The organism is Brevundimonas sp. UBA6550 (assembly GCF_002434505.1).
Classification (GTDB): domain Bacteria; phylum Pseudomonadota; class Alphaproteobacteria; order Caulobacterales; family Caulobacteraceae; genus Brevundimonas.
The window spans coordinates 124,505-137,001 of record NZ_DJKE01000006.1 but is presented as its reverse complement, the minus strand read 5'-3'; the positions used below and the strand labels follow the sequence as shown (position 1 = coordinate 137,001).

At 68.0% G+C, this 12,497-nt stretch carries 13 protein-coding genes; 6 read left to right on the top strand and 7 right to left on the bottom strand.

Annotation, left to right across the window (positions count from 1 at the left end; translation table 11 throughout):
• Window positions 1-13 precede the first annotated feature (13 nt).
• Complete coding sequence (locus B3Z70_RS06655) at window positions 14-256, top strand: GlsB/YeaQ/YmgE family stress response membrane protein (RefSeq protein ID WP_292020101.1); 243 nt, start codon at window positions 14-16, stop codon at window positions 254-256.
• A gap of 148 nt (window positions 257-404) precedes the next feature.
• On the opposite strand, the gene B3Z70_RS06650 is transcribed toward B3Z70_RS06655, so the two are convergent.
• Complete coding sequence (locus tag B3Z70_RS06650; protein WP_292045131.1) at window positions 405-908, bottom strand: hypothetical protein; 504 nt, start codon at window positions 906-908, stop codon at window positions 405-407.
• A gap of 156 nt (window positions 909-1,064) precedes the next feature.
• Here B3Z70_RS06650 and B3Z70_RS06645 point away from each other — a divergent pair, with 156 nt between their 5' ends.
• The gene (locus B3Z70_RS06645) at window positions 1,065-2,759 is read left to right on the top strand and encodes a GNAT family N-acetyltransferase (RefSeq protein WP_292045129.1); all 1,695 of its coding nucleotides are present in this window, start codon (window positions 1,065-1,067) and stop codon (window positions 2,757-2,759) included.
• 71 nt (window positions 2,760-2,830) lie between these two features.
• Here B3Z70_RS06645 and B3Z70_RS06640 read toward each other — a convergent pair whose 3' ends face one another.
• A complete protein-coding gene (locus B3Z70_RS06640) occupies window positions 2,831-3,820 on the bottom strand; it encodes an alpha/beta fold hydrolase (RefSeq protein WP_292045128.1) in 990 nt (329 codons plus the stop codon).
• Between the two features lie 47 nt (window positions 3,821-3,867).
• Here B3Z70_RS06640 and B3Z70_RS06635 point away from each other — a divergent pair, with 47 nt between their 5' ends.
• Window positions 3,868-4,704, top strand: a complete 837-nt coding sequence (locus B3Z70_RS06635; RefSeq protein WP_292045127.1) for an aldo/keto reductase — start codon at window positions 3,868-3,870, stop codon at window positions 4,702-4,704.
• A gap of 130 nt (window positions 4,705-4,834) precedes the next feature.
• Here B3Z70_RS06635 and B3Z70_RS06630 read toward each other — a convergent pair whose 3' ends face one another.
• Together B3Z70_RS06630 and B3Z70_RS06625 are read right to left on the bottom strand one after the other, a co-directional pair.
• On the bottom strand, window positions 4,835-5,233 hold the full coding sequence (locus B3Z70_RS06630) for an HIT domain-containing protein (RefSeq protein ID WP_292045126.1): 399 nt from the start codon (window positions 5,231-5,233) through the stop codon (window positions 4,835-4,837).
• A complete protein-coding gene (locus tag B3Z70_RS06625) occupies window positions 5,233-6,126 on the bottom strand; it encodes an SIMPL domain-containing protein (protein ID WP_292045124.1) in 894 nt (297 codons plus the stop codon). The genes B3Z70_RS06630 and B3Z70_RS06625 overlap by 1 nt, the downstream gene beginning before the upstream one ends.
• Before the next feature lie 140 nt (window positions 6,127-6,266).
• On the opposite strand from B3Z70_RS06625, the gene mdh reads away from it, so the two are divergent.
• Window positions 6,267-7,229 (top strand): malate dehydrogenase, encoded by a 963-nt coding sequence (gene mdh / locus B3Z70_RS06620; RefSeq protein WP_292045122.1) that lies wholly within the window; start codon window positions 6,267-6,269, stop codon window positions 7,227-7,229.
• Window positions 7,230-7,502: 273 nt separating this feature from the next.
• Here the strand turns inward: mdh and zapE are convergent, their stop codons facing one another.
• Window positions 7,503-8,594, bottom strand: coding sequence for a cell division protein ZapE (gene zapE / locus B3Z70_RS06615; RefSeq protein WP_292045120.1), 1,092 nt, complete (start codon window positions 8,592-8,594; stop codon window positions 7,503-7,505).
• Between the two features lie 149 nt (window positions 8,595-8,743).
• Between zapE and B3Z70_RS06610 the strand changes: the two genes are divergently transcribed.
• The gene (locus tag B3Z70_RS06610) at window positions 8,744-9,790 is read left to right on the top strand and encodes an aspartate-semialdehyde dehydrogenase (RefSeq protein ID WP_292045118.1); all 1,047 of its coding nucleotides are present in this window, start codon (window positions 8,744-8,746) and stop codon (window positions 9,788-9,790) included.
• Between the two features lie 64 nt (window positions 9,791-9,854).
• Window positions 9,855-10,778, top strand: coding sequence for an EamA family transporter RarD (rarD, locus tag B3Z70_RS06605; RefSeq protein WP_292045116.1), 924 nt, complete (start codon window positions 9,855-9,857; stop codon window positions 10,776-10,778).
• On the opposite strand, the gene B3Z70_RS06600 is transcribed toward rarD, so the two are convergent.
• Complete coding sequence (locus tag B3Z70_RS06600; RefSeq protein ID WP_292045113.1) at window positions 10,775-11,908, bottom strand: serine hydrolase domain-containing protein; 1,134 nt, start codon at window positions 11,906-11,908, stop codon at window positions 10,775-10,777. The two genes, rarD and B3Z70_RS06600, sit on opposite strands and share 4 nt — an antisense overlap.
• 31 nt (window positions 11,909-11,939) lie before the next feature.
• Window positions 11,940-12,410 (bottom strand): hypothetical protein, encoded by a 471-nt coding sequence (locus tag B3Z70_RS06595; protein WP_292045112.1) that lies wholly within the window; start codon window positions 12,408-12,410, stop codon window positions 11,940-11,942.
• Between the last annotated feature and the right edge of the window lie 87 nt (window positions 12,411-12,497).

Here is a 12,497-nt window from a genome sequence, read left to right as displayed (position 1 = left end):
AAGGGTTTTCACCATGGGTATTATCGCCTGGATCATCATCGGCATCGTCGCGGGCTGGCTCGCGGAACAGATCATGGGCCGCAACCACGGCCTGCTGACCAATCTGATCGTCGGCATCATCGGCGCCCTGATCGGCGGCTTCGTCGCCGGCGCCCTGGGCATCAGCTGGGGCGGCTGGATCGGTTCGACCATCATCGCCACCATCGGCGCCATCATCCTGCTGTTCCTGCTGGGTCTGGTCAAACGTCGCGCCTGATCGCATCGGCGTCGCATGAAGAAGGGGGCGGCTTGCGAAAGCCGCCCCCTTTTTGCTGCGTCACGAGGCGGACGCGGCGTGATTTCAGACACGAAAAGGGGCGGCCGGGATGGCCCGACCGCCCTTGTTCTCTTGGCCTATCGACCGATCAGTTCGGTTCGGTCGGCGCCGGGGCCGGTTCGGCGGCGTCCGGGGCGGTGGTCGGCGGCGTCGCCGACGGATCGGTCGGCTGCGCAGCCGGATCGGCGGCCGGCGCCGTCGGAGCAGCAGCGGGATCAGCCGCCGGAGCCGGAGCGGCCGGGGCGCCGGGGATGGCAGCGGCGGCGTCGTATTCGGCCTTGGTATAGGCCACGGCCACGCCGCCGTTTTCCTGACGGATGCCGCTCAGCGGCACCGCGCGAAGTTGGCCGTCGGCGCCGCGCACGGTCAGTTCCTGCTTGCCTTCGGCGTTGTTCTGAACGCCTTCCAGCTTGCCGAGCTCGCCGTCAGGCCCGCTGACGGTCATGCCGGGGTTGAGCGAAAGCGACTGTTGCGAAGCGGCGGCCGCGGCGGGCGCCTCTGTCGGAGCGGGTGCGGGCGTTTCTTGCGCCAGGGCGGGCGCGGCGAACATGAAGGCGGCGGCGCTGGCCAGAAGAGCGGTCTTGATGGTCATGGGAAACTGTCCCCTGTTACGCGGGCCCGACGCCCGCACCGCAATATACTCCCCACGTTACGGATTGTTTCATCCGCCCCGAAATGACCTCGCGAACGCCCCGGTTGGACGATTCTTGGTCTATGGTCGGGCGCCCGCGAATCGAAGGCTTTCTGCTTGTCCAACCGCCCCGCGCACACCTCCGGCCTGATCCGCCGTCTTCTGGGCCTGGCCTATGAGCTGACGCCGCTGGTCTTCGCCGTCCTGGCCTTCGGGGCCGGCGCCCTGATGCTGGTCTCGGCCGTCACGCCCGAGTTCGACGACCGCCTGCGCAAGCTGACCGGCGTGGTGTCCCCGATCCTGGTCGACCTGTCGCACTTCGTGGGCAGCATCGCTGGCTTTCTGTTGCTGATGCTGTCGGCGGGCCTGTGGCGGCGGCGACGCGGCGCCTATTGGGCGGCGCTGGCCGTGCTGGGGATCGGGGCGGTGTTCTCGGTGCTGAAGGGTCTGGACTGGCAACAGGCGACCGACCTTCTGATCGTGGCGGCCCTGCTGGCGCCGTGCCGCACCGCCTTCAACCGACGTTCGCGCCTCAGCGAGCCGCTGCGACCCAGCTGGCTGTTGCTGCTGACGGCGGTGGTCATGGCCATGCTGTGGCTGGGCTTCTTCGCCTATCGCGACGTGGATTATAACGACGAGCTGTGGTGGCGTTTCCTCAGCGACCGCCAGGCCTCGGGCTTCCTGCGCGCGGGCCTGGTGCTGGCGATCCTGACGCTGGTGGTGGCCGGCCGGTCGCTGCTCAGCTCGCCCGGCGCCCACAGCCATGGCCCGGCCAAGCCCGCCGACATCGAACGCGCTCGCGCGGCGCTGGCGGCTGCGGATTCGGCGACGCCCGAGGCCTGGCTGGCCATGCTGGGCGACAAGGCGCTGATGTTCAGTCCGTCGGGGGCCAGCTTTTTGGCCTATCGCGTGCGCGGGCGGCGCTGGATCGCCATGGGCGAACCGGCGGGCCTCAGGTCCGAGCGCCGCGAACTGTTGTGGTCTTTCGCCGAGACGGCCGACAGCTACGGCGGGGCGGCGGTCTTCTATTCCGTCAGCGAAGAGGTGCTGGGCGATCTGGCCACCATGGGGCTGGCGGTGCGCAAGGTCGGCGAGACGGCGGTGATCGACACCGCCGCCTTCTCGCTGGAGGGCAAGCCCAAGCAGAATCTGCGCACGGCCATCAACCGGGCGGAACGCGAGGGCGCGACCTTCGAGATGCTGCCGCCCGGATCGGCGCGGCCCATCGCCGACGAGCTGAAGGCGGTGTCCGACGCCTGGCTGGCCATGCACGAGGGGGCGGAGAAGGCCTTCTCCCTGGGTCGGTTCGACGTCGATTATCTGGACCTGACGCCCTTGGCGGTGGTGCGCCAGGGGGGGCGGATCGTGGCCTTCGCCAATCTATTGACGGCGCCGGACGAGGCGGCGGTGGATCTGATGCGCCATCACCCGGAGGCGCCGAACGGGGTGATGGACTATCTGTTCATCCGCTGCGCCCAATGGGCCAGAGATCAGGGCCTGGCCAGTTTCGACCTGGGCATGGCGCCGCTGGCGGGGCTGGAGGATCGGCGGATCGCGCCGGTGTTCGCCCGCGTCGGCGCCCTGGTGTTCGACGAGGGGGGCGCGCTTTACGGCTTCCAGGGTCTGCGCAGCTACAAGGCCAAGTTCGCGCCAGACTGGCGCTCGCGCTTCATCGCCGCGCCCGTCTCCACGCCCCTGCCGCTGGCCCTGCTGGACGTGGCCCTGCTGACCAGCGGGGGATGGCTGGGGATGCTGGGTCTGCGAACCCGACAAGGCGTCGAGCACCGGACAACCAAGCCGAGCCATCCCTGAACCGACGGCCAGGGCGAGCGGATGAACCCCACGACCCAGGAGGCCTCCGTCAAACGCTTCCACGAAGATAGCTAGGACGATGATGTGGAAGGAAGCGCGTTCAAGAACTCCAGCAGCAGCGCGTTCACCGCGTCCGCTCGCTCCTGCTGGATCCAGTGTCCGGTGCCGGGCACGACCACCGACCGGGTCAGCCCTGGAACCCAATCCTTCAGCCCCGCCTCCGCGCTTCCGGCGTAGTGGCGCACCGGATCGTCCTCGCCGACCACGAACAGGGCGGGCGGCGTGATCTTCTGGTCCTGCACGAAGGCCGTCTGCGACCAGTTCAGGTCCAGCGCCCGATACCAGTTCAACGGCCCCGCGAACCCGCCGGCCGAGAAGGCCTGCACATATTCCGCGAAATGGTCCGCGCTCATCCACGGCGGCAGGGTCGCGTCGTTGGCGATGGTGTCGAGCAAGGCCACGCCCTCGGGCATGAAGCCGGTCGATTTCCGCGCCGCCGGCGTCGCCCCGTCATAGGCGTAGAACAGCTTTCTCAGCGTCGTCGCCGGATCGGCCTCCAGCGCCAGGTGCGCGTCCGCCGCCTGGAAGCGCACGATGTAGAGGTCGCCCAGCCCCGCCCGTTTCGTGATGGCCGCCATCGCCGCCGTGGGCGGTCCCTTGGTCCGGCGCGGCTGGAACGGCACAGACAGACCCGCGACGGCGCGAAACACGTCCGGCCGCAGCAGGGCGCAATGCCAGGCGACCGGCGCGCCCCAGTCGTGGCCGACGACGACGCAGGACGTCTGGCCCAGCGCCCGGACCAGATCGACCATGTCGCCGACCAGGTTCAGGATCGAATAGGCCGCCGCGCCTTCGGGTTTGTCGGTTCCGCCATAGCCCCGCATGTCGGGCGCGACGACATGATAGCCCGCTGCGCTCAGCGCCTGGACCTGCGCCCTCCAGCTGATCCCCAGTTCGGGAAAGCCGTGGATCAGCAGGACCAGCGGCGCGTTGTCCTTCTCGAACCCGCCTTCCAGCACCTGTTGGACAAGCCCGTCGGTCTTGATAAGCCGCGTTCGCATTCCAACCCTTCCAGTGGTGGTCTCACCACGCTTCGTTCAGGACGGACATGACCCGCCTCGTCACATTCGCCGACGGTACGACCGTTCCCGCCCTCGGCCAAGGCGCCTGGGAGATCGGCGACGACCCCGCCCGGCGCGATCAGGAGCAACACGCCCTGTCGCGCGGCATCGACCTGGGCATGAGCCTGATCGACACGGCCGAACTGTATGGCGACGGCCGCTCGGAACGGCTGGTGGGCGAGGTGATCGCCGGGCGCCGCGACGAGGTCTTCATCGTCTCCAAGGTGCGGCCCGAGAACGCCTCGGAGATGAAGATGATGCTGGCCTGCGAACGTTCGCTGGAGCGGCTCAAGATCGACCGGCTGGACCTCTATCTGCTGCACTGGGAGGGCAACGTCCCGCTGGAGGAGACGGTGGAGGCGTTTCGCGAGCTGGTGGACGAGGGGATGATCGCCCGCTGGGGCGTGTCCAACCTGGACCTGGATGCGATGGAGCGGCTGATGCAGATCGACGGCGCCGAGGACTGCGCCGTCAACCAGCTGCTCTACAACCTGGGTTCGCGCGGGGTGGAATACGACCTCTTGCCGTGGATGCAGGCGCGCGACATGCCGATGATGGCCTATTCGCCGCTGGGGCGCGGCGGTCTGCTGGAACACCCGCTCATCCTGGACATCGCCAACCGCCATTCGGCCGAGCCGGCCCAGGTGGCCCTGGCCGCCGTCCTGCGCCACGACGGCGTCATCGCCATCCCCAAGGCCGGCAGCGTCGAACACGTCGAGGCCAACGCCGACGCCCTGGACATCCGGTTCGACCCGGAGGACCTGGAACGCCTGGACCAGGCCTTCCCCCCGCCGACCCAGGCCATGCCGCTGGATATCATCTGAGGTATTTCGCCGTCATCCTCGCCCTCGTGGCGAGGATCCATACGCCCGGCGTTTCCCATAGAGTACGCCGTCGTCGAAACCGGGCGTATGGATCCTAGGCACAAGGCCTAGGATGACGATGTAAACAGGGTCAGCCGCCCGCGATCACATCAAGCAGCCGCGCCCGCTCATCCTGCGCATACGGAACGGCCGGCCCCCGCCCCCAGACCGGATCGGGCCACAGATCGTCGTCGCGGCGGCGCCCCACCACATGGACGTGCAGTTGGGCGGTGACATTGCCGATGGCGCCGACGTTCAGCTTTTCGACCGGCCCCAGCCGTTTGGCCAGCACCCCGGCCCGCACCGTCTCCTCCATCAGCATCGCCCGCTGATCCGCGCTCAGATCCTCCAGCTCCACCGCCCCTTCGACGCGCGGGATCAGGATCAGCCAGGGAAACCGTGCATCGTCCTGCAGCCGCACATGGCACAGCGGCCAGTCGGCGGCCGCGACCGATCCGGCCTCGAAGGCCGGCGCGACGGAAAACCCCATCAGTTCAGTCCGTAGATGACGCAGGCGCTGTCGGTCAGGGTCTGCAGCGGCGGTTGCAACGTCAATCGCGCCGCCTCGATGTCAGACTCGCGCAACTCCCTGGGGACTGGCGTGATGTTAACTGGCGGAGGCGGGATAAAGTTCGCACCGCCGGAAGCACGCGATCCCGTCACCACCACCTCGTCCACCGTCGTCTCCTGACCGCTTCCTGCGACGTAGGAGGGCCAGCCCGCCAGCACGTCCGTCTGGCACACCCGGCCCGACGGATCGATGATCCTGACCCGGCCCAGGGCGGCGCCCGCATTCGCCGCCGCCGCCTCGGCCCGGCGCCGCGCATCCTTCATCGCCTCGGCCTGAAGATTGGCCTTCCAGCTGTTTTCGGGGTCCAGGCTGAAGCTGACCTGGCCGATGGAGGTCGGACGCGAGGCGACGATGGTGGCGTAAACCCGCTCGATCAGCGCCACGTCGCGCACGGCGACACGCACGGACGCATCGGCCTGATAGCGGGCGATCCGGTCGGCGCGGGTGTTGTCGCGCATCACCCCGTCGCCATCGCGATACTGGTCATAGATGGGCTGGGTGGTGACGCTGGTCTCGACCCGCACCTTGTCCGCGCCATAGGCCGACAGCGCCTGGCTCAGCGCCCGCACCTGATCGGCGGCGGCGCGCGAGGCCTCCGTCACGCTGCGATCCACCGACTGGAAGCTGGCCGAGACGAAGGCGCGGTTGGCCTGGATCTCGACCCGCACCTGGCCGACCGAGGCGATCACCGGATCGCGCATCCACCAGGGCGCCGGGATATAGCGGTCGCCGATGGTCGCGGGCGGCGTCTGGGCCAGCGCGGGCGCGGCGACCGAGGCCAGCAGCAGGGCGAAAGCGAATGAACGGCGCATCGAAATCCTCCGGTTGTCGCCGGACCTTCGCAAGCCTGACCAAGGCCGTAAAGCGAGGTTCTTGCGACGGGCGCGCCACGGGTCTAGACCGCCCGCACGATTAATCCCCCTTTCGCACACGCAATAAAACGGAGACATCCATGGCTCGCGCGAAGATCGCCCTTATCGGCGCCGGCATGATCGGCGGAACCCTGGCCCACGTGGCCGCGCGCGAAGCCTTGGGCGACGTGATCCTGTTCGACATCGCCGAAGGCACGCCGCAGGGCAAGGCCCTGGACATCGCCGAGGCCTCTGCCGTCTTCGGCCAGGACGTGGCCCTGAAGGGCGCCAACGATTACGCGGACATCGCGGGCGCCGACGTCTGCATCGTCACCGCCGGCGTGCCGCGCAAGCCGGGCATGAGCCGCGACGACCTGATCGGCATCAACCTGAAGGTCATGAAGGCCGTCGGCGAGGGCATCAAGGCCCACGCCCCCAACGCCTTCGTCATCTGCATCACCAACCCGCTCGACGCCATGGTCTGGGCCCTGCAGAAGTTCTCGGGTCTGCCCAAGGAGAAGGTCGTCGGCATGGCCGGCGTTCTGGACTCGGCCCGCTTCGCCTATTTCCTGGCCGAGAAGACCGGCGTCTCGGTTCAGGACATCCACGCCTGGACCCTGGGCGGTCACGGCGACGACATGGTGCCGATGGTGCGCCACTCGACCATTGGCGGCCTGCCGCTGCCGGACGCCGTGGCCGCCGGTTTCCTGAGCCAGGCCGATCTGGACGCCATCGTCGAGCGCACCCGCAAGGGCGGCGGCGAGATCGTGGCCCTCTTGAAGACCGGCTCGGCCTTCTACGCGCCGGCTGAAAGCGCCATCGCCATGGCCAAGTCTTACCTGCTGGACCAGAAGCGCGTCCTGCCCTGCGCCGTCTGGCTGTCGGGCGAATACGGCCTGTCGGACCTCTACGTCGGCGTCCCCGCCCTGATCGGCGCCGGCGGCGTCGAGAAGGTGGTCGAGTTCACCACCAACGACGAAGAAAATGCGATGTTCGAAAAGTCCGTCGCCTCGGTCCAGGGCCTGCTGCAGGCCTGCAAGGACATCGATTCCTCGCTGGCTTAAGGGCCAGCGAGGGCGCTACCGCGCGGCTCACGGAGCCGCGCTGCTTGAGCGCTTTTTTGGTACGGAAGGGCCCGCGGAGCAATCCGCGGCCCTTTTTCGTACCTGCTGCACGTCATCCTAGGCCTTGTGCCTAGCATCCATAAACACCGTCGTTCGGCTTGCGAATTCAGCCATGAAGCACCGGGCGTATGGATCCTAGGCACAAGGCCTAGGATGACGAGGCTTCATTCCGTGATGTCGCGCATGCCTCCGCCATCGCGCCTGGCCGCACCGTCAATCCCGCACGTGCGCCAGCCAGTCCTTGCTCTGCATCTCGTTGAAGCGCGACACGGTGCGCTCGAACTCGAACGCCCCCACCCCTTCGGTATAGAGCGCCTCGGGCCTGGCCGCCGCCAGCACGATCAGCTTGGTCCTGGCCTCGTAGAGCGCGTCCACCAGCGTCACCAGACGCCGCGCCTCATGGTGGTTGGCCGAGCTCAGGATCGGCACGTCCTCCAGGAAGAGGGTGTGGAACCGCTGGGCGATGGCCAGATAGTCCTGCGGCCCCAGCGGCCTGGCGCACAGGTCGTTGAAGGTCGCCCGCGCCATCGAGCCGACGGTCCGCTGCACCACCACGTCGCGCCCCAGCACGGTCAGGTGCGCGGGTTCTTCCGGCTCGCCGCCCTTCAGTTCGCGCCACAGGTCCTCGAACGACGCGCGGTCGTCGGGCGTGTGCCAGACCTGGGCCGAGGTCATCCGGTCCAGCCGCCAGTCCCGCGCCCCTGCCGTCTCCACCACCACGCAACGCTCGCGGATGATGTCGATGAAGGGGGTGAACAGCTGGCGGTTGATGCCGTTCTTGTAGAGGTCTTCCGGCGCGCGGTTCGAGGTGATGGCCAGCACCACCCGGTCCTCGAACAGGGCCTCGAACAACCGCCCCAGGATCATGGCGTCGGCGATGTCGGTGACCTGCAGTTCGTCGAAACACAACAGCCGGGCTTCCGACGCGATCAGTTTGGCGATCGGCGGGATGGGGTCGTCGCCCTTATGAGTGCCGAACACGGCCTTGCGGGTCTTCGCATCCCCCTCGCGCCACTGTTTCACCAGATCGTGGATGCGGGCCATGAAGGCGTGGAAGTGCGCGCGCGTCTTTCGCGGCTCGGGCGTCGCCGAATAGAACAGGTCCATCAGCATCGACTTGCCCCGTCCGGGCGGCCCGTACAGATAGACGCCCCGCACCTCCGGCGCCTTGCCGAACAGGCCGCGTTTGGCCAGATCGACCTCCAGCCGTTCCAGCGCGGTGATGACGTTCTCCTGCGCCGGATCGGGCGTCAAAACGCCCTCTTCCACGCGGATGTCGTAGGCGTTGCGGATGCGGGAGGTCATGGGAGGACTGCTTAAAGCCCAGCAAAGTGAAAAGCGATTGCTTCGCGGCTGCGAACGCCTATTTGCAGTCTCCAACCGCCACACCAAAAAGCGCTCAAGCCGCTCGGCCCCACCGGCCAAGCGTCGGCGCGTCCGAAGGACCAAGCATTATGGGTTATCGCGTCGCCATCGTCGGAGCCACGGGCAATGTGGGCCGCGAAATGCTGAACATCCTCGAGGAGCTGGAATTCCCCGTCGATGAAATCCACGCCATCGCCTCGCGCAAGTCCAAGGGGGTGGAGGTCTCCTTCGGCGACAAGACCATCAAATGCCAGGACATCGAACAGTTCGACTTCTCCAAAGTCGATGTGGTGCTGATGTCCGCAGGCGGCGCGGTGTCCAGGGAATGGTCGGAAAAGATCGGCAAGGCCGGTCCCATCGTCATCGACAACTCCTCGGCCTTCCGCAAGGACGCCGACGTGCCCCTGATCGTGCCCGAGGTGAACCCCGACGCCATCAAGGACGCGACCAAGAAGAACATCATCGCCAACCCCAACTGCTCGACCATCCAGCTGGTGACGGCGCTGAAGCCGCTGCACGATGCGGCCAGGATCAAGCGGGTGGTCGTCTCGACCTATCAGTCGGTCTCCGGCGCCGGCAAGGAAGGCATGGACGAGCTGTGGAACCAGACCAAGGCCATCTACGGCCTGGGCGACGCGCGTCCCAAGAAGTTCCCCAAACAGATCGCCTTCAACGTCATCCCCTACATCGGCGCGTTCCTGGAAGACGGTTCGACCGACGAGGAGCAGAAGATGTCGGACGAGACGCATAAGATGCTGGACCCGAATATCCAGGTCACCGTCACCTGCGTGCGCGTGCCGGTCTTCGTCGGCCACTCCGAGGCCGTGAACGTCCAGTTCGACCGCCCCCTCGCCCCGGACGAAGCCCGCGCCATCCTGCGCGAGGCGCCCGGCGTGCTGGTCATCGATAAGCAGGAGCACGACGGCTATATCACCCCCGTCGACGCGGCCGGCGAACACGCCGTCTATGTGTCGCGCATCCGCAAGGACCCGACCGTCGAGAACGGCCTGAACCTGTGGGTCGTGTCCGACAACCTGCGCAAGGGCGCCGCCCTGAACGCCGTCCAGATCGCCCAGCTTCTGGACGAGACCGGCGTCATCAAGTCGTCGTCGGGATACCGTTCGATCACGGTGTAATCACTCCACCCGTCGTCCTCGGGCCTGACCCGAGGATGACGGCGAGGGCTCAAAGGACGCCGCAATGAGCGCCACGCCATCTCCCAACGACCCCCGCGCGGTCGGCACGGCCGTCGCCTGCTACACCCTGTGGGGTCTGTTGCCGCTGCTGTTCATGGCCATGGCGGCGGCGGGGTTCGGCGCGCCCGAGATCCTGGCCCACCGGGCGGTCTGGTCGGTCTTCGTCGCCGGGGCGGTGCTGCTGATGGCGGGCCAATGGGGCGAGGCGCGTCAGGTGCTGGCCAGCCCGCGCACCCTGGCCTGGCTGGCCCTGTCGGCCCTGCTGATCGGCACGAACTGGAGCCTCTATGTCTTCGCCACCACCCATCACGCGACGCTGGAGGCCAGCCTCGGCTACTATATCAATCCCCTGCTGAACATGGCGGCGGGCGCGGTCCCGTTCCGCGAAAAGATCGACCGCTGGAGCGCCGCCGCCATCGCCTTGGCCGCCGTCGGGGTCGCGGTCCAGACCGTGGCCCTGGGTCATGTGCCGATCATCGGCCTGACGCTGGCGGTCACCTTCTGCGCCTATGCGGTGATCCGAAAGCGCGTCCCGGCCTCGGCCCAGACCGGCCTGTTCGTCGAATGCCTGGTGCTGCTGCCCATCGGGGCCGTCTTCCTGGCCTGGCTGACCACCCATGGTCAGGCCGCCGGCTTCGCCTCGCCCAAGGGCCTGGCCTGGGCGCTGTTCAGCGGCCTGGCCACGGTGGTGCCCCTGGTCCTGTTCGCCTGGTCGGCGCGGCGCCTGCCCCTGTCGACCATCGGCTTCATCCAGTTCCTGGCTCCGACGCTTCAGTTCGCCTGCGGCGTCCTGACGGGCGAGGCGCTGACGCCGCTGCGCATCGTCTCCTTCGTCTTCATCTGGACCGGCGCGGCCGTCTTCGCCCTGGGCGCCCTCAACCGCTCGCGCACCGCACGGCGCGCCGTGGCCCTGTCCGAAACCGTCTAGAGCGCGCCGTACAGCGCCTCCAGCAGGCGCCGCGGCCGGGGGTCGCCGATCAGGTGCGGCGACTGGCGCGTCATCACATAGGCCGCCGACAGCCGCTGCGACGGATCGGCCATGGCCATCGACCCGCCCCAGCCGTAGTGGCCGAACGCCTCGCCCGGCCCGAACACCTTCAGCCCGTCGTTGCGCATCAGCCCCGCCGCCCAGCTGATCGTATAGGGCAGCACCTTGTCCGGCCCGTGGATTCGTTCGCGCGTCAGCTGCTCCAGCGTCCCCGCCGACAGCACCGACCGGCCGTCCAGAGCCCCGCCGTTGGCGACCACGCCCAGCATCCGCGCCAGCCCCAGGGCCGTGCCGTGCAGATTGGCCGAGGGAATCTCCATCTTGCGCCATTCGGTCGAGCCCCGCCCGCCCGGCGCCGAACCGCGATCCAGGAAGGCGGCCTGTTTGATCGGATCGATGACGCCCAGGCTGGGCGCCGCCGTGGGCTTCCTCATCTGGGCTGCGCGCCCGTGTTCGCTCTCGGGCAGGCCGATCCACAGGTCCAGATCGGAGAAGTCCTGACGCAACGCCTGGCCCATGGTCCGCCCGGTCGCCCGGCGATAGACCTCATTGGCCAGATAGCCGACCGTGATCGGGTGATAGCCGGACGCCGTTCCCGGCGCCCACATCGGCGCCTGGGCCGCCAACCGCTCCAGCACGGCCGGCGCATCGAACCAGATCGAAGGCTCCACCGCTTCGGAGAAACCCGGCAGGCCCGCCTGGTGGCTCATCAACTGGGCCACGGTCACGTCCTGTTTGCCCGCCGCCCCGAATGCAGGCCACAGCGAGGCGACCGTCTGGTCGTAATCCACCTGCCCCGCCTCGACCGCGGTCGCCATCAACAGGGCCATCACCGCCTTGCCGGTCGAAAACACCGAGGTCAGGGTCGCGTCCGTGAACGGCGTCGTCTTCGCCGTATCGGCCCAACCACCCCACAGATCGACGACCGCCTCTCCCTCGATCACCACGCTGAACCGCGCCGCCTGTTCGTCCAGCCCCTCGGGCGCATCGGTGAAGTTGGCGGCGAAGGCCTCGCGCACAGCCTCGAAACCGGGCGCGCAGACGCCGTGAATGTCGATGAGATCGGTCATATGTCGGTCTTAGCCGCCAGCCGCCGATCTGTCAGCCGGGCGCAGGCGCGCAGAACCCCGGCCTGTCGCGTTCGGCGCGAAAGACATTGGCGACAAAGGCCGCACGACGGCCATTGGTTCGCTTGACCAGAACAGCGATAAGCGGTCGCTGGGCCTCGCCGGTGCACCATGCGGTGCGGTGGTTGTCATCGCCGACGACGGTCTGGCCCCTGATGAAGACGCCGTGGCGGGTGGTCAGGGCGGCCGCCGCGTCCTGAAGCGCTTGAGGGTCGCCTGCTTCGACGGACGCCGAACAACCGCCGTCAGGCAAGGCCATGACGAAGACGTTGGAGTATGAAGCCAGCCGCCATGCCGCCGTCGCCATGGGCGATCCGGTCGAGGCCGGCGAGACCGGCCGCAGCCAATGATCCAGCGCCAGCGCCTCGATCGACGAGCCATCGCGCACCGCCGTCATGCAGACATCCGAAAAGACAATGCTCATGGCCGCCGTGGGAGAGGTCAAGGCGCTCCAAGGCTCGGGTCGGGTCGGCCGGGTCGCCGACGCCGTGCAACCCCCGACAAGGATGGTCGCCGCACTGATGATGGCGGT

Excerpts from the sequence above, each read along its gene's own strand:
- B3Z70_RS06655 (WP_292020101.1), top strand. The coding sequence starts at position 14 with ATGGGTATTATCGCCTGGATCATCATCGGCATCGTCGCGGGCTGGCTC.
- B3Z70_RS06635 (WP_292045127.1), top strand. The coding sequence starts at position 3,868 with ATGACCCGCCTCGTCACATTCGCCGACGGTACGACCGTTCCCGCCCTC.
- B3Z70_RS06640 (WP_292045128.1), bottom strand. The coding sequence starts at position 3,820 with ATGCGAACGCGGCTTATCAAGACCGACGGGCTTGTCCAACAGGTGCTG.
- mdh (WP_292045122.1), top strand. The coding sequence starts at position 6,267 with ATGGCTCGCGCGAAGATCGCCCTTATCGGCGCCGGCATGATCGGCGGA.
- B3Z70_RS06650 (WP_292045131.1), bottom strand. The coding sequence starts at position 908 with ATGACCATCAAGACCGCTCTTCTGGCCAGCGCCGCCGCCTTCATGTTC.
- B3Z70_RS06625 (WP_292045124.1), bottom strand. The coding sequence starts at position 6,126 with ATGCGCCGTTCATTCGCTTTCGCCCTGCTGCTGGCCTCGGTCGCCGCG.
- zapE (WP_292045120.1), bottom strand. The coding sequence starts at position 8,594 with ATGACCTCCCGCATCCGCAACGCCTACGACATCCGCGTGGAAGAGGGC.
- B3Z70_RS06610 (WP_292045118.1), top strand. The coding sequence starts at position 8,744 with ATGGGTTATCGCGTCGCCATCGTCGGAGCCACGGGCAATGTGGGCCGC.
- B3Z70_RS06600 (WP_292045113.1), bottom strand. The coding sequence starts at position 11,908 with ATGACCGATCTCATCGACATTCACGGCGTCTGCGCGCCCGGTTTCGAG.
- B3Z70_RS06630 (WP_292045126.1), bottom strand. The coding sequence starts at position 5,233 with ATGGGGTTTTCCGTCGCGCCGGCCTTCGAGGCCGGATCGGTCGCGGCC.
- rarD (WP_292045116.1), top strand. The coding sequence starts at position 9,855 with ATGAGCGCCACGCCATCTCCCAACGACCCCCGCGCGGTCGGCACGGCC.